19 protein-coding genes and 1 tRNA gene are annotated in these 23,580 nt (G+C 37.5%); 17 read left to right on the top strand and 3 right to left on the bottom strand.

The genetic code is table 11. From position 1 onward, the window contains the following. Window positions 1–58: 58 nt before the first annotated feature. The 7 genes from ftsH to WNY98_RS12320 all read left to right on the top strand — a co-directional run bounded on the left by ftsH (window position 59) and on the right by WNY98_RS12320 (window position 7,440). Window positions 59–2,002 carry an ATP-dependent zinc metalloprotease FtsH gene (ftsH, locus tag WNY98_RS12350; protein ID WP_342878042.1) on the top strand — a complete coding sequence of 648 codons (1,944 nt, stop codon included), beginning with the start codon at window positions 59–61 and terminating at the stop codon, window positions 2,000–2,002. A 78-nt stretch (window positions 2,003–2,080) separates the two neighbouring features. Next, entirely contained in the window at window positions 2,081–2,929 is an 849-nt protein-coding gene (gene folP / locus WNY98_RS12345; protein WP_024597869.1) for a dihydropteroate synthase, read from the top strand. Beyond that, window positions 2,926–4,275, top strand: a complete 1,350-nt coding sequence (gene glmM / locus WNY98_RS12340) for a phosphoglucosamine mutase (RefSeq protein WP_024606173.1) — start codon at window positions 2,926–2,928, stop codon at window positions 4,273–4,275. Before folP ends, glmM begins: the two co-directional genes overlap by 4 nt. Before the next feature lie 71 nt (window positions 4,276–4,346). Beyond that, window positions 4,347–5,096, top strand: a complete 750-nt coding sequence (tpiA, locus tag WNY98_RS12335) for a triose-phosphate isomerase (RefSeq protein ID WP_170071862.1) — start codon at window positions 4,347–4,349, stop codon at window positions 5,094–5,096. Between the two features lies 1 nt (window position 5,097). Continuing rightward, window positions 5,098–5,451 carry a preprotein translocase subunit SecG gene (gene secG / locus WNY98_RS12330; RefSeq protein WP_024597872.1) on the top strand — a complete coding sequence of 118 codons (354 nt, stop codon included), beginning with the start codon at window positions 5,098–5,100 and terminating at the stop codon, window positions 5,449–5,451. A gap of 79 nt (window positions 5,452–5,530) precedes the next feature. After that, window positions 5,531–5,615 (top strand) — tRNA-Leu (locus WNY98_RS12325). Between the two features lie 199 nt (window positions 5,616–5,814). Continuing rightward, on the top strand, window positions 5,815–7,440 hold the full coding sequence (locus tag WNY98_RS12320; RefSeq protein WP_342878041.1) for a methyl-accepting chemotaxis protein: 1,626 nt from the start codon (window positions 5,815–5,817) through the stop codon (window positions 7,438–7,440). 436 nt (window positions 7,441–7,876) lie between these two features. On the opposite strand, the gene WNY98_RS12315 is transcribed toward WNY98_RS12320, so the two are convergent. Beyond that, window positions 7,877–8,284 carry a phosphate ABC transporter substrate-binding protein gene (locus WNY98_RS12315; RefSeq protein WP_342878040.1) on the bottom strand — a complete coding sequence of 136 codons (408 nt, stop codon included), beginning with the start codon at window positions 8,282–8,284 and terminating at the stop codon, window positions 7,877–7,879. A 12-nt stretch (window positions 8,285–8,296) separates the two neighbouring features. Continuing rightward, the gene (locus WNY98_RS12310; RefSeq protein ID WP_342878039.1) at window positions 8,297–9,427 is read right to left on the bottom strand and encodes a porin; all 1,131 of its coding nucleotides are present in this window, start codon (window positions 9,425–9,427) and stop codon (window positions 8,297–8,299) included. Window positions 9,428–9,929: 502 nt separating this feature from the next. On the opposite strand from WNY98_RS12310, the gene WNY98_RS12305 reads away from it, so the two are divergent. Genes WNY98_RS12305 through WNY98_RS12280 form a run of 6 tightly spaced genes read left to right on the top strand, consistent with a single transcriptional unit; the run spans window position 9,930 to window position 15,696 of the window. Then, the gene (locus WNY98_RS12305; RefSeq protein WP_342878038.1) at window positions 9,930–10,400 is read left to right on the top strand and encodes a hypothetical protein; all 471 of its coding nucleotides are present in this window, start codon (window positions 9,930–9,932) and stop codon (window positions 10,398–10,400) included. Window positions 10,401–10,454: 54 nt separating this feature from the next. Further along, window positions 10,455–10,967, top strand: a complete 513-nt coding sequence (locus WNY98_RS12300) for a hypothetical protein (RefSeq protein ID WP_342878037.1) — start codon at window positions 10,455–10,457, stop codon at window positions 10,965–10,967. Window positions 10,968–11,018: 51 nt separating this feature from the next. Next, complete coding sequence (locus tag WNY98_RS12295; RefSeq protein WP_342878036.1) at window positions 11,019–11,720, top strand: molecular chaperone; 702 nt, start codon at window positions 11,019–11,021, stop codon at window positions 11,718–11,720. Continuing rightward, the gene (locus WNY98_RS12290; protein WP_342878035.1) at window positions 11,713–12,447 is read left to right on the top strand and encodes a hypothetical protein; all 735 of its coding nucleotides are present in this window, start codon (window positions 11,713–11,715) and stop codon (window positions 12,445–12,447) included. The genes WNY98_RS12295 and WNY98_RS12290 overlap by 8 nt, the downstream gene beginning before the upstream one ends. Window positions 12,448–12,449: 2 nt before the next feature. Further along, entirely contained in the window at window positions 12,450–14,855 is a 2,406-nt protein-coding gene (locus WNY98_RS12285; RefSeq protein ID WP_342878034.1) for a fimbria/pilus outer membrane usher protein, read from the top strand. Beyond that, window positions 14,845–15,696, top strand: a complete 852-nt coding sequence (locus WNY98_RS12280; protein WP_342878033.1) for a hypothetical protein — start codon at window positions 14,845–14,847, stop codon at window positions 15,694–15,696. Before WNY98_RS12285 ends, WNY98_RS12280 begins: the two co-directional genes overlap by 11 nt. Here WNY98_RS12280 and WNY98_RS12275 read toward each other — a convergent pair. Beyond that, window positions 15,686–16,276: a LuxR C-terminal-related transcriptional regulator gene (locus WNY98_RS12275; protein WP_024597700.1), complete on the bottom strand. Its 591-nt coding sequence runs from the start codon at window positions 16,274–16,276 to the stop codon at window positions 15,686–15,688. The two genes, WNY98_RS12280 and WNY98_RS12275, sit on opposite strands and share 11 nt — an antisense overlap. A 409-nt stretch (window positions 16,277–16,685) precedes the next feature. Here WNY98_RS12275 and WNY98_RS12270 point away from each other — a divergent pair, with 409 nt between their 5' ends. The 4 genes from WNY98_RS12270 to WNY98_RS12255 form a co-directional block, all read left to right on the top strand. Next, window positions 16,686–18,908 (top strand): TonB-dependent receptor, encoded by a 2,223-nt coding sequence (locus WNY98_RS12270; protein ID WP_342878032.1) that lies wholly within the window; start codon window positions 16,686–16,688, stop codon window positions 18,906–18,908. A gap of 265 nt (window positions 18,909–19,173) precedes the next feature. Next, window positions 19,174–20,295, top strand: a complete 1,122-nt coding sequence (locus WNY98_RS12265) for a 4-phosphoerythronate dehydrogenase (protein WP_342878031.1) — start codon at window positions 19,174–19,176, stop codon at window positions 20,293–20,295. A 48-nt stretch (window positions 20,296–20,343) separates the two neighbouring features. Then, window positions 20,344–21,360: an aspartate-semialdehyde dehydrogenase gene (locus tag WNY98_RS12260; protein ID WP_007586655.1), complete on the top strand. Its 1,017-nt coding sequence runs from the start codon at window positions 20,344–20,346 to the stop codon at window positions 21,358–21,360. Between the two features lie 354 nt (window positions 21,361–21,714). Beyond that, window positions 21,715–23,580 (top strand): FimV/HubP family polar landmark protein (locus WNY98_RS12255; protein WP_342878030.1); only part of this gene is annotated, 1,866 nt, incomplete at its 3' end.

The following is a 23,580-nucleotide window of genomic DNA, read 5'->3' as shown; positions in this document are numbered from 1 at the left end:
CTTGGCGTTTAGTTGAACTTAAATTAATTGGATACAAGAGGTTAACCCCTTGAGCGATATGGCGAAAAATTTAATACTATGGCTGGTGATTGCAGTTGTGCTGATGTCAGTCTTTCAGAGCTTTAATGGTGGCGAGCAAGTTGATCGTCAAACTAGTTACACTCAATTTGTTAAAGATGTCCGTAGTGGCTCTTTACAAGAAGTTATTATTGACCGTGGTACAGGTAATATTACTGGTACTAAGAGCAGTGGTGAGCGTTTTCAAACAACGATGCCAATGTACGATGAAGATTTAATTAATGACTTACTTAAAAATGATGTAAATGTGAAGGGTGTACAACCTGAAGAACAATCATTTTTAGCAAGTATATTTATTTCTTGGTTCCCGATGATACTGCTTATAGGTGTGTGGATATTCTTCATGCGTCAAATGCAAGGCGGCGGCGGTAAAGGCGCTATGTCATTTGGTAAGAGTAAAGCTCGATTAATGAGCGAAGACCAAATTAAAACAACGTTTGCCGATGTGGCAGGTTGTGATGAAGCGAAAGAAGACGTTACTGAATTGGTCGACTTTTTACGTGACCCATCAAAATTTCAAAAGCTTGGCGGTAGTATTCCTAAAGGCGTACTGATGGTTGGCCCTCCCGGTACCGGTAAAACGCTACTTGCAAAGGCAGTTGCTGGTGAAGCAAAAGTACCGTTTTTCACAATTTCGGGTTCAGATTTTGTTGAAATGTTTGTGGGTGTTGGTGCATCACGTGTACGTGATATGTTTGAACAAGCTAAAAAAGCGGCGCCTTGTATTATCTTTATAGATGAGATTGATGCTGTTGGTCGTAAACGTGGTGCTGGTATGGGCGGCGGTAACGACGAGCGTGAGCAAACACTTAACCAAATGCTAGTAGAGATGGATGGCTTTGGTGGTAACGAAGGTATAATCGTTATTGCAGCAACTAACCGACCAGATGTATTAGACCCTGCATTACTTCGTCCAGGTCGTTTTGACCGTCAAGTTGAAGTAGGCTTACCTGATATTCGTGGTCGTGAGCAAATACTTAAAGTACACATGCGTAAAGTGCCATTAGGCGATAACGTAGAAGCGGCTCTTATAGCACGTGGTACTCCAGGTTTCTCAGGTGCTGATTTAGCAAACTTAGTAAACGAAGCTGCGCTTTATGCTGCACGTGGTAATAAACGTGTTGTAAGTATGGCTGAATTTGACGCTGCTAAAGACAAGATCATGATGGGCGCAGAGCGCAAGACCATGGTGATGAGCGAGCAAGAAAAAGCAATGACTGCGTACCACGAAGCAGGCCATGCAATTGTTGGTCGTATGGTGCCAGAGCATGATCCAGTTTATAAAGTATCTATTATTCCACGTGGCCGTGCGCTGGGTGTAACAATGTACTTACCAGAACAAGATCGTGTTAGCCATTCAAAAGAGCTTTTAGAATCAATGATTTCTAGCCTTTATGGTGGCCGTATTGCTGAAGCGCTTATTTACGGTGCAGATAAAGTAACAACGGGTGCAAGTAATGACATTGAACGAGCTACAGATATAGCGCGTAAAATGGTTACGCATTGGGGTTTAAGTGAAAAACTAGGTCCGTTACTTTACGCTGAAGATCAGAACGAAATGTATATGGGTGGCGGTGGTAGCCGTTCATCTAGCATGTCAGACGATACAGCTAAAATAATTGATGCAGAAGTACGTTTATTTTCAGATCGTAACTATCAAAGAGCAGAAGAAATATTAAAAGAAAACATTGATATTCTTCACTCAATGAAAGATGCATTAATGAAATACGAAACTATTGATGCTAAGCAAATTGATGATTTAATGGCACGCCAACCAGTGCGTGAGCCGCGTGATGCACATGACCGTCATGAAGCAAAACCGGTAAAAGCGGAAGAACCTCAAGAGCCAGTAGTTGATGAAAGTCAAAATACTGGCGATTCATCAAAAAAAGATGAAACAAACCTTGATGATAAAGCTGAATAATCGTTAAAATAGTAATGAAAGCCCCGAACTTCGGGGCTTTTTTGTATCAGCTATTTAGAAAAAGAATAAAGGTTGGCAATGACTAGCATACTAAAGCTTCCGAGAGGGCGTACGCTTAATCTTGAAAAGCCCGTTATTATGGGGATATTAAATGTAACGCCGGATTCGTTTTCTGATGGTGGGCAGTTTTTAGAACCCAAAATAGCGCTAAAGCGCGCTATGCAATTATTAGATGACGGTGCGACAATTTTAGATATAGGGGGAGAATCTACTCGCCCTGGCGCGCCAGATGTCAGCTTAGAGGATGAACTTTCTCGAGTAATCCCTGCTATTAAAGCGATACGTCAGCACAGTGATTGCGCTATTTCAATTGATACCAGTAAAGCACCGGTAATGGAGCAAGCAATACTCGCAGGGGCAGACATAGTTAATGATGTAAGAGCTTTACAAGAAATAGACGCCTTAGAAACGGTTGCGCAGTATGAAGATGTAGCAATTTGTTTAATGCATATGCAAGGGCAGCCCCGCAGCATGCAATCGGCACCTCATTACGATAATTTGTTTGCAGATATAAATATGTTTTTTAGTGAACGTATTAAAGCATGTGAAACAGCTGGGATTAAGTTTGAACGACTTATTCTAGACCCAGGTTTTGGATTTGGAAAAACGCTTAGTCATAACTATCAAATATTGGCTAGGTTTGATGATTTTAATAAGTTAGGTTTGCCATTATTGGCCGGATTATCTCGTAAATCGATGATAGGTAATTTATTAAATAGAGATACAAATGAACGGTTAGCGGGCAGCTTAGCGGGTGCGTTAATCGCAGCGCAAAATGGCGCAAAAATTATTCGTGTACATGACGTAAAAGAAACCGCAGATGTACTTGGTGTATATCAAGCCTGCGAACAAGGAATTTCACAATGAAAGAAAGAAAATATTTTGGCACCGATGGCGTGCGTGGACTTGTAGGCGCTGCTCCTATAAACCCTGAGTTTGCAATGAAGTTAGGCTGGGCTGCTGGACGTGTATTATCACAAAGTGGTACTAAAAAAGTAATTATAGGTAAAGATACACGTATTTCGGGCTACATGCTTGAAACCGCACTTGAAGCTGGTTTAATCGCCGCCGGTATTGATGTTGTATTATTGGGCCCTATGCCTACACCTGCTGTAGCCTACTTAGCTCAAACATTTCGTGCAGAGGCAGGAATTGTAATTAGTGCTTCACATAATCCGTATTATGATAACGGTATTAAGTTTTTTAATGGTCAAGGTCTAAAGCTCGATGATGCAGTAGAACTTGAAATAGAAGCAATGCTTGATGAGAAAATGACGTGTGTTGCTTCAGATAAATTAGGTAAAGCATCGCGTTTAGTTAGTGCGGATGGCAGGTATATAGAGTTTTGTAAGAGCCAGTTCCCGCAAGGCCTATCTTTAGAAGGTCTTAAAATTGTTGTCGATTGCGCAAATGGCGCTACTTATCATATTGCACCTTCTGTTATGCGTGAACTTGGCGCAGAAGTAATGACACATGCATGCGAGCCTAATGGCGTTAATATCAATCATGAATGTGGCGCTACTCACGTAGATGCCCTTAAACGTAAAGTGCTTGAACTTAAAGCCGACGTAGGTATTGCATACGATGGTGATGGTGACCGCGTAATGATGGTTGATCATAATGGCCGCGTTTTTGATGGTGATGATCTGGTTTATATTATTGCTTGCCAAGCAGCCCAAGATGATAATTTGGGTGGTGGTGTAGTTGGCACTGTTATGTCTAACATGGGCCTTGAAAATGCTTTAAAAGCAAAAGGTATCGAGTTTGCTCGCAGTAAAGTAGGGGACCGCTATGTTATGGAGTTACTACAGCAAAAAGGCTGGAAAATTGGCGGCGAAAGCTCAGGCCATGTACTTAATCTAGATTTAATTAGCACGGGTGATGGCATTATATCAAGCTTGCAAGTACTGGCTGCTATGGTTGCACAAAATCGTACATTACAAGATTTAGGTGCTGGTTTTACCAAGTATCCAATGAAAATGATAAACGTGCGTTATACCGCTGGAACTGACCCTACAAAAGCACCTGAAGTACTTTCAGCTGTAGCAGAAGTCGAGCTTGCTTTAGGCGATAAAGGCCGTGTTTTACTGCGTAAATCAGGCACTGAACCTGTGGTTCGTGTTATGGTTGAAGCCGAGCAAGAAAAAATTGTAATAGACAGCGCTCAAAAAATTGCAGCTGTTGTAGAATCTATGAGCAAACAAACTGATTAATAACAATAACCTCTTGTAACTTTGGGCGAGAAAAGTTAATATCTCGCCCGCTTTCTAATGTGGAGTGGATAATGGCAATACGCAAGGCGATGGTCGCAGGCAACTGGAAAATGAATGGCTCTTTAGAGTTAGTTAAAAAAATGTCTGACGCCATTAACGATGTAAAATCACAAGAGATGGACATTGTTTTATTTCCTCCATACCCACTTGTATCTGCAATGGTAGCTAGCGGTGTTTCTACAGGAGCTCAAACTGTTTCTGAAAATACACCTGGCGCATTTACTGGTGAAGTTGATGCGCAGCTTATAAAAGATTTAGGTGCAACTTACGTACTCGTTGGTCATTCTGAACGCCGCAGTATTTATAACGAAAGTAATGCAACAGTCGCTGAAAAGTTTGCTAGGGCACAGCAAGTTGGTTTAACACCAATTTTATGTGTAGGCGAAAGCGAAAGCGAGCAAGAGAACGGTCAAACTGAACAAGTAGTTGCTGCACAAATTGATGCAGTAATAGAGAAATTAGGTGTAGCAGCACTGAAAGATTCTGTGATAGCATACGAGCCCGTTTGGGCCATAGGCACAGGTAAGACTGCATCGCCAGAGCAGGCACAAACTGTTCATAAATTTATCCGTGACAAAATTGCATCACTTGACAGCAATTTATCACAAGGGCTTACCATCTTATACGGTGGTAGCGTTAATGAAAAAAATAGCGAATTATTATTTGCACAAACAGATATAGATGGCGGCTTAATTGGCGGCGCAAGTCTAAAGGCAGAGTCTTTTACTGCAATCTGTAACAGTGCAAAAGGGACTGTATAAGATGTACGAAATTTTATTAGTAGTTTATTTAGTTGTGGCTTTAGCTTTAGTTGGAATGGTTTTAATTCAACAAGGTAAAGGCGCAGATATGGGTTCTTCATTTGGCGCTGGTGCATCAGGCACTGTTTTTGGTTCGTCAGGTGCTGGTAACTTTATGACAAAAACAACCACAAGCTTAGCAACGGTATTTTTTGTTTTAAGCATTGTGTTAGGAAACCTAACAGCTGGTCAAATTAAAAAGACCGACGAATGGGAAAACCTAGAAGCAGCTCCAGCAGTAGAAACAGTAGTTCCTGTTGAAGAAGATGTTCCAGTAACATCTACAAAAGAGCAAAGCTCTGAAGTACCGAACTAATTTAGCGTAAAGCTATCGTTAAACGATTTATCTTCCTCAAATAAGTCACATGTTTAACACCTGAGCGAAAGCTTAAAATGCGGATGTGGTGGAATTGGTAGACACGCCACCTTGAGGGGGTGGTGCTTTAGGGCATGGGGGTTCAAGTCCCCCCATCCGCACCAAATTTAGAAACCAGTAGCAGTGATGTTACTGGTTTTTTTTGTATCTGGAATTTATTGTGGGTGTTTTTTGAGCGATGTGTGTTTGTTGTTAAATAATTCTTCTATTTGTTAGAAAAAACTAGAAATATTACAAATTTAGCTCACACTTATAGATATCAAGCCGATAATAGATATAGACAATAAAATAAGGTAGCACAGTATGGCTTCAGGCTTCTCTTTTCAAAACCTAAGCATAACAAAAAAAATACATGCAATAACATGTATTGCGGTTGTGGCTTTTGTAGTGATCGTATTGATAAACTATTTAGCTATGAATGATAATAAGGTTTCTCTCGATGAAATGAGTAACTCATCGTATAAAGTTGTAAAAATAACGTCGCAAAACGTAGGGCTTTTAGAGAAACTTGATGAACTTTATACCCAAGCTGTTACGTTTGGTGAGCAAGACCTTATAGTTAAAGCAGATGAGGTATATCAAGCTTTAGAGTCTAATATTGCATTAATAACGCAACTTAATAACTCCTACATTAATAACGATATTATTAATGAGCTGTCAGATTATGAAAAAATATCCTCAAGTATTGCTACAGGTATGGTTAACGGTACAGCTGATTTTAGTAAGATTCAGCAACAAGCGCAGCTTAAAACAAGCTTATATGGATCTGTTTTAGAAAGCTTTAAAGGCGCTCAACAAAAAGCTGATAATCGTTTTTTTGAACTGGTTGCCAACACTAAAGCGCGCTCTGATGAAGTATTAACTCTAATGTTAGCTGTATCCATTATTTCATTAATTTTATTATTGTTTATGGCTATTTGGATTGCTAAGAATATAGGTTCATCTGCTAGTGATGCAGCTAACAACCTTAGTTTATTAGCAAGCGGGAATGGTTCTTTAAGCACCCAACTATCTGTTAATTCAGAAGACGAGATTGGCCAAGTTTCTATTAATTTCAATGCATTTATTTCCTTGCTAAGAGAAACGGTTCTTGAAGTTATTGCTGTATGTGAGCCTTTAATGGAAAACTCAACACGACTAGTTCAAGGTATGGAACAAGCTGAGCGTGCTACAACAAAACAAACCACTGATGCTGAAATTGTTAAGCAATCTATGGAAGAAATGAAGCAGAGTGTTGGTGACATATCAGAATCTGCGGCTAACGCTTCTCACGCTGCTGAAACGGCCGAAAAAGAAGTTGAACAAAGTCGTACACAAGTGCAAATGTCAGTTACCGCCTCTCGTACGCTCAGTGATGAAATTAATCGAGCTGCAAGTACTATCAATAAGCTTGCGGACGATACAAAAAATGTATCTCAAATTTTGAATGTAATCACGTCTATTGCAGATCAGACAAACTTACTTGCCCTTAATGCTGCTATTGAAGCCGCTCGAGCAGGTGAACATGGAAGAGGTTTTGCGGTAGTGGCTGATGAGGTTCGTGAACTGGCTTCTCGCACTGCACATTCTACTAATGAAATACGTGAACTATTGGGGTCATTAACGACTGCCGCAAATGAATCTGTAGCAGCTATGACTTCAGCACGAGATATGGCAACAGATAATGCTACAGCCGCAGAGAAAACAGGTATTTCAATAGAGAAAATCGCAGAGCAAATGTTAGAAATTAATGGTATGAATTCGCAAATAGCAGCAGCGACAGAGGAACAAACATCCGTTGCAGCTATGGTAGTAGATAATGTGTCAAATATGCATGTATCATTCGAAGATACTATGGACTCATTACTTGCTGTTCGCGACGTAGCCAAAAACCTTCACTACCTATCAGACAACCTATTAGATGCAACAGCTAAGTTTAGAATTGAGTAAAGCTTAGTACTGAGTCAGTATAAAAATCTACCCAAGGGTTGATGCCAGTTAGTTAACCGCTGACTGGCTTTTTTTGGATATTTGACATACCTAGTTTATGCTCACCCTCGCTTTATTAGTAATATGTGATGCTCTACTTTAGCTTACGATTACTCTATTTATTTAGGGATACTCCCTGAGTTCTCAATAAACATAGTCTGAATTAAGTTAAAAATATTAATTACACACGTCGCAACACTCAGTTCACAGAAGTCTTCTGAATTGTGTACGTATCTATTGGCTAGATGAAGTGTCGTAGTGGATTGCAAAAGAAAAGGCTTCTGAATAAATTCAGAAGCCTTTATAAAAGAACCAGAAGGCCGTTTTATCGATTAGCTAAATTATTCCTCAACCTATCTATATTAACCTCTGGGTGATTTTTATATCAATTTCACTGCTAAAAGGTAGCAATTACTTTTACTTTATCGGTCACTTTAGCGCTATCAATATAGCCAATAGCGTCGTTATTAGCAGCAACAAAATCAATAACAGCTTGGTCAGATGTTAGTTTTTCAGGCGGGGTACCTTTACCTGTAAATACAAGCTTTGACCAATATGCATTTAACTGACTGCTAGACTTACCCACTACTTTGTCGTTAAATTCATCAGCTACAGATGTACCGTCTTGATTTATAGGATTAACTTTATCGCCATTACTAAATGACTTACTTTTTCCCAGATAAATCTTTTTTATTGTGTCAGCATCTACAGAGCTAGCATTGCTTGGATTAATAATCACAGCAACTTCTGCAAATACATTAATTGAGCACAATGAAAGTGCACTTACTAAAATTAATTTTTTCATCATAAGCTCCAATTAAAAGACAAGATCTACACCGACAGCTACAACATCCGTCTCTGTATCAGTTATGTCATCTTCAAAACGACTAAAGTCGATCTTGAAAGCAGCGGAAGGATGAAAATCATAACGTGCACCAATTGTGTATACGTTACTTTGTGCACGAAGACCTTCAAGAGCACCATTTACAGCTGAATTTAAGGCTGGTATTGACTCAATGGTATTAAAACGTGATGAGTCATGTTTGTCATCATTGTCTTCATAAGTAAAATGAACAATTACACTGTCAATACGGTAACCAACTGATGCGTAATACTGTGACTGTTCTGGTAGTATACTGTCTTCAACCTCAAATTGCGTATATTCGGCATCAAACAAAAAGTTTTCATAATCAATAGAAAAACCAACGCCAACGAAGCTCGTTTTATCTTCTTCAGTGATTAGGTCATTCGCAGTATTAGTTAAGCCACTATCAGACAATACACTTACGAGACCAATTAGGCCGCTATCCTCTGATGAAATGCTAGTGTCGGCCACAATGTATGCAGCTCGCGCACTGAACCAGTCGTATGATAGACTCCAGTTTATACCGCCTAAATTATTTAATTCAGCAGGTAATTCTGTTCCAAATACATCAATATCACCATCGAATGCACCATAAAAGCCTTGAAGCGTAGAATCCCAATCACCCAATTGAGAGCTGTAAACTACACTAACTCCTTCATAAGTTGAAAATGGGATACCGTATACTGATTTTGGCGGACGTACCCAGCGATAAGCATAACCTACATCCAAGAAATCAGAGTACTTGTAAAAAGGAACACGCATTTTACCAGCGCTAAATTGCAGTTCATCGCTGTATTCATAAGTAACGTATGCCCATTCGAATGTAGCGTCAAAGTCATCCTCTCCACGCGCAATAATTTGAGCCGTAGCTGTTAGCTTTTCATGTAGGTCTGCAGATAATTGTAAAGCGAATTTACTCTCATTTTTAAAAGAGATATCGTCATCATAGCCGTACAAAGTACTGTCACTATCCAGACTTTTACCACCAACAATTGATGCAAAACCATTAATTCTTACCTCAGCACTAGTATAGCTAGATGCTAAAACTGCACATACAGCCACTGCTACAGATAGCTTTTTCATATGTTGTTCCTATTTGTTATTAAATGTTGATTTCAATAGGATTATAGAAGTAAATTTGGTTTTTACCTAACTTAGCTAGTTAATAAAAAAGAAGTGAGCATTTAGTTTACCTTGAAATTTTCAATTTTTAGTTATCAGACTTTCCTAATTAAAGTTAGTGATTTTATTGAAGCTAAAATTTTAAATTTATTAACATTGTTTAGTGAATTATTTCGAAGGTAGTGATTGATATTTCGTTCGTTGTTTATGCTTTGTTTGCCTCCTGTTGCACTGTTTATAAACATTAAATGTAGTGCTGTGGTGGCTTCAGGAAGGAGCTAATCACAAATAGGTTATTTTTACTGATTGCGAATCACACGGATGTTTATACCCAGTGGTATGCTTATTTACAGCTTATTTAGTATTATCCTTTGTTTTGTAATCAAATACCAACTTCCTAAACCTGAATTTTAGCTTAACATTACCACTGTATTAGCAAGGTAGTTCAAAGGAAATGGTAATAATGAAGAGGTTAGCATGGTTAATATTCTGTTGCTTTGCATCCAATGCATATAGCAATGATGAAGTAAGTATTATATTGGTTGGTTTTATCTCTCCAGTATGTGAATTTACCTCACAAAATAGTAACTTAGAGTTTTCTTCTAGTGGCGTTGCTAATACAACATTAGAGATCAACTGTAATTCACCAATGCGAATATCAATGCAGTCTCTTAATGGCGGTTTAAGCCATGAGCAAAGTAATAGAATAAGTTCATATAATATTAACTGGGCGTTGGAAGGTGCCAATAAAATTGTGTCTATATCGGCACAGGCAATCAAATCGACATATAACTTTAATATTGATGATATCTTATTTAATACCATTGCTGAGATTCAGTTAACTCTAGATGAACCTTTGATATATGCAGGAAGCTACCAGGACGTGATCCGCATAGAAATGACACCATCAGTAGTATCGGGTGGCGTGCTTTAAGCGCACATTTATTAACAAAACAAACTATATGTCACATGGATAAGGAATATAAAAATGAATAAACTAATCGTAATTTCGGCAATTTCAGTATTTACAACATTCACATCAGGTTCTGTCTTAGCAACTAGCCAAGACTTTGCTCCAGGAGGAACTGTTCCTGTTATTTGTAATGCAACAACTTTTACAGGTGATTTTGATTTTACTGAACAGCAAATAAAGAGCGCAACAGGTTCTTTAGATGTTGACTTCAAGGTTACATGTAACAGCGCTAATGATGCAGTTGTAAAATTGAAGTCTTCAAATGGTTGGTTGGAAAATCAATCTAATGCAGCATTTGGAGTTAAGTATCAAGCAAAACTGGATGTGGCTGACGCTAATAATTTCAATTTAGTACTTGATGCAGACAACACAAGTAAGCAAAAAACTAGTGAGCAGCGAATGACTACTAATGCTCAGGTGGCTACGGGGGTCGATGCAAAATTGACTGTTGGCCTAACCAGTGGTTATGGGAATTCAATGGCCGGGGATTATGCTGATAATTTATTATTGACTATAACTGCTTTGTAAAAGTTAAATAGGCAGCTAAGGCTGCCTTTTATTACAAAATAGGGGTATTAAATGCGCAATATAATAATTATTCTGACAATATTCATATCTTTCCGTATTTTTGCATTTCAGGTCGAGCCTATGGTGGCTGATTTACAGCCACTGGGTGCAAATTCCCAGTTGTTACTGCGAGTAACTAATACTTCCGAGAATCAATTGTCAGTAGAAATTTCAAGTTTTGATTTAACAATCAACTCCCAGAATAAAGAGAAGTTATTTGCTAATGACAACGATTTTATGATCATACCTATGACTGCGATTATCCCTCCAGGAGAAAGTCAGGCTATTATTGTAAAATACATAGGCGAACCAATATTAAAAGCATCAAAATCTTACCGAATAGAAGTGAAACAACTTGATGTTGATTTAAGTGGAGGCAATCAATCTTCAATTGGAGTTGGCTATGTTTTTCAAACTCTATATAACGTAGTACCTACTCAAGCACATGCACAGTTAGTTGTTAATGGTAAGCAGCAGGCTAGTGAGGGTTTATGGAAGGTGTATTTAGAAAACAAAGGAAATAAATATATTCGCTTGACAAAAACTCAATGGATAATTGAGAGGTCTGGTGAAAAGTTAGAACTTAAAGATGACAAATTAAAAGAAGCCCTTTCAGATCAGTTTTTATTACCTTACTCTAGCCGTGAGGTGACATTGCAAATGCCAGCAAGATTTGACCCCAAATTAAGTAAGTTAATGGTGGTGCATGAATAGGTCATTTTTTTTAACTATACCAGCATGCCTTTTATTGAACTTCTTTTGGCCTGTTTATGCAATTGAGGTAAGACCTATGGTGATAACTTTTTCACCTAATGAAGATGCTAACAGCTTAGTACGTAATGATCTAACTCGTGAGATAGCATTCGATATACAAATATTTGAAATTAAATTTAGTGAGGAGGACGCAAAAGAAGAGCCAAAGCTCAAAGCTTTAACTGACTCGCCACTATGGGTCTTCCCACCATCGCTATATCTAGAGCCTGGTCAAGCTCAACAACTACAATTTAAGTGGTTAACTGAAATTTTACCTGAATCTGATAAAAGTTACCAGATTAGCCTGATTGAACAGCCCATTTTAAATCATTCTACAACTAGCGGCCCAGCACTAAATCTTCGATTAAATGTGAACCTAGTGGTACATGTTGACCAGGTAAAGCTAAAACCCAATTTAGTAGTAACTCCTCTTTCTATAGAAGGTAATTATATTACAACTAATATTAAAAATATTGGCCCAGGTGCAAGCCGTTTAAGTGAGTATGATCTTAACTTCATAGATATTAATAGTGAAGTCTTGGTACAAAGAGTTTTAAAACAGCAGCTGAGAGCCAAGGGATATGATGTTTTTTTTGCTCCGCATAGTATTAGTCACATTGAAGTACCAGTTTCAACTTCTATAAATAAGAACAACCTAAAGCAGCTGTACTTAAAACTGGAAAAGTGAATATGCGGCTACTAATTTATTTTTTTTTGCTTACTCTTACGTTGAACTGTTTTGCAAAAATAAATCCAACAAATCATACAATTGAATTAAGCGTTGAAGCTGAGCTCAATAGCAGCTCAATTGGTAAAATTGCGCTAGTTATTGAGCCTGATGATAGGCTAATAGTTAAATGGAACGATGTTCACTCTGCCTTTCAAGATGTATTGTTTCCCGAAATTTTTTCAAAGTTATCAGCAAAAGTTCATGACGGTTTGCTTACCCATCAGGCAATAGAGGATAGTGGTTTTGCTTTGCATTTCGACTTCAGTAATTTTAGCTTACAAATAAGTGTTCCTTTGAAGTTTATTACCACGAGAGCCTTGACATTAAAGCCTGATATTAGGTACCTACATGCTGAGAATGTTGCTGATTTAAGTGGCTTTACTAATTTTTATGCTAGCCTTTTGCATAGTCAAATTATTGGAGTAGATAAAACAAGAAGGCAGTTAGCAACACGTGCAGAAATGGCATTAAACTGGCAGGGATGGGTAATAGAAAATGAAGTCGAGTACATATCAGAAATAACTGAAAAAGACTCAAGTTATAGACGATTGGGAACACGATTAACTCATGACACCCCTCTTGCGGGGATGCGTATTTCAGTAGGAGATAACTATAGTTCAGGTAGTTATTTTCAATCAACATCACGATTTTTAGGTGTTTCATTGGCTCATGACTTTGCATTAGTTTCTAATAAGACTATTCGTCCTAGCGCCTCCAAAAGCTTCACTTTAGAGAGTCCTTCTTCTATAGAAGTTTTTGCGGATAGCAAAATTATAAGCAGGTTGAACCTAGGAGTTGGTACGTATTCTTTAAGTGATATCCCTCTTAAAGAGGGAAGCAATAATATTAGTTTACGTATTACAGATATAGCTGGCGTGGTGCATTATATAGATTTTGATGTAACTACGGGTTTAGACTTATTTGCTCAGGGACAGTTAGAATACGAAATTCACTTAGGTATACCTTCTAAATTAGCTGAGCAGTTAGAATATAGTAACGATTACCCACTTCTTAGTAGCTACTTGGATTATGGTATATCGCCAAGTTGGACATCAGGTTTTACACTACAAATGGATGAATATGTGCAACAGCTTGGTTTCAAAAATATCTTTGCTACTCAAGTAGGCAAAGTTGCGTTTGAAAATGCTATTAGTTTCGCTGATCGTACAGGACATGCTTACCGATTATTATACAGTAGCTTTTATGATAGTAGTTCTTTGCAGCAAAGCTTTAGCATAGGTTATGAGTATAGCTCTGTTGGATTTAGCTCTATTGGGTATCGCCCTGAGTTATTAAATAATGCACAATTTCAAGAACATCTCATACAATCTAATTATAGTTTTGTTTTTGACCCTAGCTTGCAAGTTGCTTTTTATGCAAATTTAAACAGAGCACATGCACAATCTTATTATGATAAATCAGCTGGAGTAAATTTTTCAGGTAACTTAAATAGCAGTGATTGGCGTTACAACTTTGGTGTGCAATTTGATGAAATTTCAAAAGAAAATGCTTGGGGCCTCCAGCTATCTTTATCTTATAAGTTTAGTAACCCTATTAGAGCTAAGCTTTCACACCAATCAAGAAGAAAGGCGACTCGCTTTGAGTTAAACCACAGTTCAAATCACCGGTATGCTGGCGCTCTTAGTATGAGGGCAGGAGTTGAAAGGAGTGATGAAAATGCAGCTTTGTTCGATTTAACTTCGCAGTATAGCGGAAACAGGTTTTTATTTAGCCTTGACCATGCGAGCTCATTTGAAGAATTTAATAGCAACAATGTATCACATCAAAGCAGGGTGAGTTTTGCGTCTAGTTTGGCTTTTGCCGAAACTGAATGGGCTGTTGGTAAGCCTATTAATGATAGCTTTGCTTTAGTAAATGCACACCGTAGTTTAGGAGATAACAAAATTATATTGGGTAAAAACAAACAGCAATATAGGGCGAGTAATGATCAGTTCAAAACTATTTTATTAAGTGATGTTGATTCTTATACAAATTCTGCAATCTCGATAGATGTCGAAAACCTACCTCCAGGTTATGACTTAGGTTCAGGGTTAATTGTTCTCTTTCCATCATATAAAAGTGGCCATAATTTAACAGTTGGTACGGATGAGAATATATCAGTAATAGCGACCTTACTTGATCGCCAAAAGCAACCACTTATATTGCAAGTTGGTGTTGCTTCTTGCTTAAAAAAACCAGGAAAGAGCTACAAATTTTTTACTAATAAATTAGGACGCTTTGCACTTACAGGGCTTGCGCCTTGTCGCTATACTGTAAAGCTTAATAATAGTAGTAATTCAAAATTCTTATTAGATGTGATCGAGGGCGAACAACTACAGCGCAAAGGAAAAATTTATGTCGACTAAAAAAGTGGTTACCTCAATGATTGGCTTGGTCTTATTGTATGTACCTTATATGAGTTTTGCGCAGTGTAATGCAAAAATTGATAAGGTAGAACATATATTTGATAATTTCGAACAATACTATTCTTTACAGACTACAGATGCAAAAAAACAGTTGCGAATTAGTGTGGTTGATGACGAGAAATGCCAGCTTCACATTATATTAAAGAGTGAAAATCAAGGAAAGTTGAAAGGTGTATTCCAAACTATAGCTTATCGGTACAGTAGTAACGCACAACAACTTTTAAGTTCATCAATCAGCAGGTTGGAATTTATTGACTCAAAAGCTGAAATAGAGCTCCTAATTCCTTCGGGTACACCGGTCAAAGCAGGCATTTACAAGGATAGATTACAGGTTGAATTGTATGATCAAAATAATAACTTCCTAGACGAGCTTCAATTGGACATTGATACAAATATAGCACCTAGAACGAATCTTTCAGTACTTGGTTACAATACATTATCAAGTACTATCAGTTTAGGAGAGTTAACTCCCAGACAAACATATTCAATGTTACCTAGCTTGCAAATAGTAACAAACTCGGATGTTAAATTACGTATTAGTTCTGATAATAAAGGTAAGCTAGTACATAGTATTTATAAGCATCGCTATGATATAGATTACTATCTAGATATGGCAGGGAATGAGTTACACCTTAGTCAGGATATTGAGCAGGCGTATTCATATAATGGCCAAACTGTATTTCTATTACCGCTTAGAATACACTTAGCTGACTTTAGAGAGCAAGCTGCCGGAGAATATTCAGATACAATAAGGTTTCAAATAAGCCCGCTTAACTATTAATTCTATTTAAGTTTTTTTGACACCAAAGTAATGCTTGTTGCTTGTTCTTCACAGCAATCTTTTGATAAACCTTGTGTAAGTGCACGCGAACAGTAGCTTCACTTATAAATAAAGTGTCGGCAATTGCACTTGAATGTAAGCCTGAAAATAATAAGTTTAATACTTTCATTTCTTTACATGTTAAATTGTTGGATTGCAGTGTGGTTTGCTGTTCACTCGCTAGCATTTGTCTCATCCAACCGTCAGTTACAGCACGTGGAAACCAAAGTTTTCCTTGCTCTATAGCTTCTAACCCTTGCTGAAATAGTACCTCGTCAGTACCTTCATAAAACAACCCTTTTAAATTAGGCCATTCTTTTAATGCGAGTACATCTCCGTCTTTGGGTACGTCAAAAATAACGAGTCCTTGATGACCGTTTTTTAGCATAAACTGATTTATAAGTTCATAATTGGTAATGACGTTTAAAGCTTGATAATTAACGAGTAGGACGTTGAAGTCAGCTGCAACACAAAAAAGTGAGGTGTAATTTGAGTTGGTGAAGCATTTTGGGCTTTTATCTACTGTATTTACAATATTCATAATATTCTATCCATAGATTACATTTTAGTACTATATTCTTATTTTTAGTTAATTTCAATGATAGGAGAATGTGTTTTAGCTCTTTTTTTATACACTAAAGTGCATGTGTATAGTACATTTTATGTGTTTTTTAAAATTATATTTATGCGATTTTTTGTTTTAAAACAGCTTTTTAGTGAGGTTGATATTAATGTTCTTTATTTGTGATAATCCACCAAAAACTAACAATGTCTAAATCACTTTTATTCTTTATACATTCATTCAAATAATTTATACATTTCTTCACAATTCTGTCATATAATACCCGTCCAGAGGAAAGGTGCTATTAAGCATCTTTTTTTATGCCTGAATTTTATACTCTTAAGTATAAATGCATAACTAAATCATCCGGTATCCTTTGGAGAATATTTTGAAATTACGTAACCTCTCACAGTTAAGCTTAGCAATTCTTGCTTCACTCACTACCTCTGTAAACAGCGAAGAAGCTAAAACAACAGCTAAACAAGACGCATTCGAAAAGATAGAAGTCACAGCTCGTAAACGTACAGAGAGCCTGTTTGAATCTCCAACCGCTATCACGTCAATTGGCGCTAATCTAATTGATAAAGCCAATATGAGTAACTTAGAAGATATTGGTAAATATGTTCCAAATTTAAATATTACCCGCTATGGCGTGGGTAATTCTGCGCATGCGTCTGTATTTATCCGCGGTATAGGTTTGCAAGATCATATAATAACTACCGATCCGGGTGTGGGTGTGTATCTTGATGGTGTGTACTTAGGTCGTCAAATGGGTTCTAACTTATCATTACCTAATGTTGAGCGTGTTGAAGTGCTTCGTGGCCCACAAGGTACTTTATATGGCCGTAATACATTAGGTGGCGCTGTAAATGTAATTACCAAACAACCTGGTGATGAAGGTATTGTAACTACTACTGCAAAGCTGGGGAGTCGCGGACGTATTGCAGGTGATGTTTATTTTAACAATTCACTAACAGATGATGTAAGTATGTCTGCAAGTGCATCGTACAAAACACGTGATGGTGTGGGCGAGGCAGTTAATTTAGCAAACCCAGAAAAAGAAATTGGTGAAGAAGAGGAGTTTAGCGGCCGTGTTGCACTTAAATGGCAAGTAAATACCGACTTAGCATTTACTTTTTCTTTAGATGGTGTCGATAACGAATCTGGCCAATCGCCCTACACAATTGAATTAACTGATCCGCTAGATGCAAGCGATGTGTTTAATGGAGATTTCCCATTATTGACTCAAGATTTAATTCCATCAGACCCTGATGATTTAGGTACAACCGTTGCGGGTATTGAATCTACTTCTTACTCAGGTTGGGGCACATCGTTTTCAGCCGATTGGGCAATTAACGATACTTATACTACTAAGTTTATCTCAAGTTACCGTACATCTGAGTATGAAGGTGGCCTAGATGATGATGCATCACCTTTAAACTTGTCTGAGTTCCCAGAGGAGGGCGGTGCTGATCAATACTCTTTTGAAGTTCAGCTAAATGCAACATTCGATAATATGGACTTTGTATCTGGTCTTTACTTTTTTAATGAAGATGGCTTTACACGTTCAGGCCCGTTTGTATTTAGCCCATTTAATACACCTAATGGCTTGTTGAATGATGGTGTAACAGAATCATTTGGTGGTTACGGTGAATTTGAAATTAACCAAGAAACTAATTCGTATGCAGCATATATAAATGCCAGCTACGATTTAACTGACGATTTAACGGTTGGTGGTGGCCTTCGTTATTCAAAAGATAAGAAAGATGCAAATGCTATATTCCCATCATTTCCAACTCGTAAGTATGTAAGTGCGGATTTTGATGCAGTTACGTGGGATGTAAATGCATCTTATCAGCTTAGCAATAATATGAATGTGTATGGCCAGGTTCAAAAAGGTTATCAAACAGGTGGTTTTCCACCGCGTCCATTTGGTGGACCAGATCAATTTGTATCGTTTGACGAAACAAAAGCGGTTAACTACGAAATGGGTTTAAAAGGCCAAGTACACGAAAATGTATCTATGATGCTTGCGGTATTTGTGACTGATTACACCGATTTAGCATTACCGTTTTCAGATCCAACAGCGGGTGGTGGCTTTGTAACAATTGTAGAAAATGCGGGTCAATCTAAAGCGCAAGGTATTGAACTTGAAACAACCGTTGCTATTACCGATGACTTTACTATTCGTAGTGCAGTTGGTTATTTAGATTCTGAAATAACAGAAGTTGCTGAGGGCGTACAAGGCATAGGTAAAGGCGATTCACCAGCACTTACACCACGCTGGACTGTCATGGTTGCACCTTCTTACTTTATGGATTTAGAGAGTGGCGCAACACTTGCGTTTAATGCTAATTATTCGTATCGCAGTGAAATGCAAGGTCAATCAGTTTACAACCAAAGTGAGACTATTGATTCTCGTGAACTAGTTGGTTTTAATATTTCGTACACTAATCCATATGGCGATATGGAAGTTACATTATATGGTGAAAACGTTCTAAACGAAGTTTACGATGTTGGTCGCCTACAACAATCAGGTTTTGTTGGTGTAATGCGCAGTAATGACCGCAGTGAATTTGGTTTGAAATTCAAAAAAGATTTTGAGCTATAAACTAAAATCAACTAAATAAAATTCAATGTAATTGAAGTTTATTTTTCATAATAAAGGCCGAATCATGCTGTGATTCGGCCTTTATATATTCAATAGTAAAATTATTATCCGCATAATTTAAATCCCTAATTTAAATTGCTGATTTAAAACAATCAACATAACCACTTTTAAGTATTTGTATCAGCCAAAATGCGCCTTTTTAGTTTGTGTAAAGGCTTGGTTGTTCGTTACAATGGCGCCACTTAATTGCCAAACGGACTCAGTGATGAAAATTCTTGCCGATCAAAATATGCCTTTAGTTGAGCAGTACTTTGCAGACTTTGGTGAGGTCGAGCGTTTTGATGGTCGTAAATTAACGCCTGAACAATTAATAAATGTAGATGTACTCCTTACTCGTTCAGTGACTAATGTTAATCATGAACTATTGGCACAAGCTAACAAGCTGCGCTTTGTGGGGACTGCCACAATTGGCATTGACCATATTGATACGCAATTACTACATGATAGAAATATTGCTTTTACCAGTGCACCTGGTTGTAATGCCGTTGCTGTAGCTGAATATGTAATTAGTAGTTTATTTGCATTAAGCCAAGAAAATGCGCGCCCATTATGTGGTCAAACAATTGGTATTGTAGGAATGGGTAACATTGGCACGTGTTTGTCGCAAAAATTAAAAGCATTAAATGTCGACGTACTGCTGTGCGATCCAATTAAGCACGAACAGGGCTTACTACAAGAGCATGTAGCGCTTGATGAGTTATTAGCGCAATCAGATGTTGTTACTTTTCATGTTCCACTTGTTATAAGTGGCGAGCACAAAACGCTGCACATGATGAATAAAGAGCGATTAAAAGCACTTAAGCCAGGACTCACGCTAATTAACGCAAGCCGAGGCGACGTAATTGATAATCAAGCTTTGCTTGAGGTAATGGAAGCTGGGGCTGATTTAGATTTAGTACTTGATGTATGGGAAAAAGAGCCCAATATTCTAACTGAATTACTAGAGCATGTGCGTTATGCCAGTGTGCATATCGCAGGGCATACACTTGAGGGGAAAGCACGAGGTACACAAATGTTGTATCAAAAATTGTGTGACCTAAAAGGTGTAGAGGTAAGTAAATCGTTGGATGATTTTTTACCAATACCTGCTATTACAAATGCAACTGTTACGCAAAGCCTTAGCGAGCAAGATATTGCCCGTTTGGTGCATTTAATTTATGACGTACGCCGCGATGACGGAATTTTACTTCGTCATTTAGAAGGTGAGGGCTTTGATAGTTTACGTAAAAACTATCCGGTAAGGCGAGAATTTAGCACCTTATTTCTACAAGGTGATAGCCCACAACTAGCAGCACTTAGCCAACTTGGCTTTAGCATAGCTGAATAATTATTTAACTAACGATGTTGTTTTAATGTCGTTTATAGAGGAAGAAATATGTCGCAAAAATATAACGTTGCCGTACTTGGCGCTACTGGTTTAGTAGGCCGTCAAATCATTGAAACGCTAGCAGATCGTAAGTTTCCAGTCGATCAGCTTTTTTTACTTGCGAGCAGCCGCAGCGCAGGTGAAGACATAAAGTTTCGTGGTGAGACCATTGAAGTACTTGACGTTGAAGGCTTTGACTTTAGCCAAGCGCATATAGGTTTGTTTTCTGCTGGTGGTAGTGTATCTGAAAAATATGCTCCTATTGCTGCTGATGCCGGCTGTATTGTAATTGATAATACATCGCACTTTAGAAATGATTTTGAAATCCCGCTAGTGGTGCCAGAAGTTAATGCTTCAAGTCTAGCTGATTTTAGAAACCGTAATATTATTGCTAACCCTAACTGTTCAACTATTCAGATGATGCTAGCACTTAAACCAATTTATGATGCTTATGGAATAGACCGTATCAACGTATCTACTTACCAAGCTGTATCGGGTGCAGGTAAAGAAGCGGTTGATGAACTTGCAAAGCAAACAGCTAATTTAATGAACGCACGCCCTATGGACAATAAAGTATTTCCAAAGCAAATTGCATTTAACGTTATTCCTCAAATTGATAGCTTTGAAGATAATGGCTACACGCGTGAAGAAATGAAAATGGTAAATGAAACTCATAAAATTTTGGGTGATACCACCATTGCAGTAAATCCTACATGTGTACGTGTTCCCGTATTTTTTGGTCACTCAGAATCAATTAATATTGAAACGCGCATGCCTTATGACTTTGAACACGTTAAGCAACTTTTAAAAGACGCGCCTGGTGTTGAGCTAATTGATGATGAAGGTGATTACCCTACAGCAGTGTCTGACGCTAGTGGTAACGATACTGTTTATATAGGCCGATTACGTGCTGATATTTCTCATCCTCATGGATTAAACATGTGGGTTGTAAGTGATAACACTCGTAAAGGTGCTGCAACTAACAGTATTCAAATTGCAGAAGAGCTTATTGCTAATTACATGTAATAGTTAATAGCGTTGAACACACTTGAGAAGCGGTAAACATTATTTGTTTGCCGCTTTTTGTTTATAGAGCTTGTCAATTTTTTGCCGTTTAATTCTAAAAGTATATAAACTGATTGATAACACTCAATAAATTAATATTTATAAAGATGTTTTAAGGCATTTATTTTCAAGGTGTTGCGATGGATATTAAGCCCTAACTGGTTTATAGTTTGTAATTGGAATAGAGCTTGCAATAAAAATAGATTGTAATAATAAATGCGAGTCAGTCATTTGGCTGATAACAGCAATAATCAACAATATTTATGCACTTAAGCTTTAAGTGTTTTGTTAATATTTAAATATTAAAGGATCAGCATGCGCGGTTTAGTTACACTTATTATATTAGCGTCTGCATTGATAGTAACGCCAGTTTACTCTCAAGACAGTACCCAATTAAAGGGGCCTAAAGGCGTTGACTATGGTGCGCAAGGGCGATCTATTGGGCCAATTAAACCAACTGATACACTTTGGCGTATAGCGGCTAAAGTGCGCCCAGATAACTCCGTCAGCATTTATCAAGTTATGCAGGCCTTGTATAACAAAAACCCCAACTCATTTTTAGAACAAAATCTTAACCATATTCAAAATGGTGCCTATTTAAAAATCCCAACTTTAGCCGAAATAAAAAGTGTAAATACACAGCTTGCAAAGCAACGTTCTGAGCAAGATGATGCATTATGGGAAAAGAAAAAAAATGGCACACTTACGCAAAGCGAAATTACCTCAGCGCAAACAAAAGTAACTCAAGCTCGTAAAGTCGACGTAGACGATGCCAAAAAAGAGATACAGAAAGAATTAAATGAAATAAAAACAGAGCAAGGTACTAAGCTAGTTGAGTTACAACAACAGTTTAAAAATTCTGTAAGCAATGTAGAAGAAATTTTAGTTGAAAATAATAATCTTAAAAAACAATTATCAGGTATTTCAAACGAACTCGAAAACTTACGCTTACAGTTAGGACAAGACAGCGAAATTCAAAATCAGTTAAAAGAACTAATTGTTAAACAAAACGAGATTATTGCACAACAAAAAAAACAAGAGGTAATACCAAAAGAATCGTTTGATTTAAACTCATTATTTTCAAATCCTATAGTGCTGGGTTTATTAATGTTTATTCCTGGGCTACTGATTGTTTTTGCAATTGTTATGTTTTTACGAAAACGAGCAAGTAATCAAGAAGAGCCACAAAACGATGATGACTTTTTACCACAAACCCCAACTTATACTGGCGATGATGATTTAGATCCAAGTTTAAATGACGATCCAATTGTACCCGATTCTTTAGATGACTTAAGTGTTCAACTTGATGATAATCTCGAAAATGATATGTTGCCTGATGATGATTTAGATGACGGCCTAGATGATTTTTCAGGTGGTGAAAATTTACTCGATCAGGATGAGCTCGAAAGCCTACTAAGTGATGACATTGTTTTTGATGATGAAAATACCGATGACAATGATGAACTTGATATTTTTATGCAGCAAGGTTTTGATCAACCTTCAGATGAAAACGCTGAAGATATAGATTTAGACTTATCTGATGACTCAATAAACAATGATGAAATTCTAACTAATGACGATTTAGATAGCTTGTTTGATGAAGACGATAGTCTACCTGAGTTTAATGCACCGCAAACAAGCGAAGCTTTAGAAGATGATAGCTTAGAATCCCATGATGAAATGGCGGCTTTAAGTGAGGAGCTTGCAGATGATGATAATTTTGATATAGATGAATTATTAGATCAAACATCAACAGAATTAGATACCTCAGATAACACTTTAGATGAACTTGATTCAAGCGACGACTTTGATTTAGATGATATAGATAACTTAATTGATGAAGCGAATGAACCAAAAAGTGATGTGGTAGATGACTCAATTGATGCAGAGTTACTCGACGAAAATGAACTTCTAGAAGAAAACGACAACTTTGATTTAGACGACATAGATAGTTTAATTGATGAAGCAGCAGTTGATGCTGCAGATGGTTCATTAGTTGAGGAAAGTGACGACTTTGATTTAGACGACATAGATAGTTTAATTGATGAAGCAGCAGTTGATACTGCAGATGATTCATTAGTTGAGGAAAGTGACGACTTTGATCTAGACGACATAGATAGTTTAATTGATGAAGCAGCAGTTGATACTGCAGATGATTCATTAGTTGAGGAAAGTGACGAC

It is taken from the genome of Pseudoalteromonas sp. AS71, from assembly GCF_038900275.1.
Lineage (GTDB): Bacteria > Pseudomonadota > Gammaproteobacteria > Enterobacterales > Alteromonadaceae > Pseudoalteromonas.
Note: the sequence above shows the minus strand (reverse complement) of the source record. Positions and strands in the feature narration are given on the sequence as shown.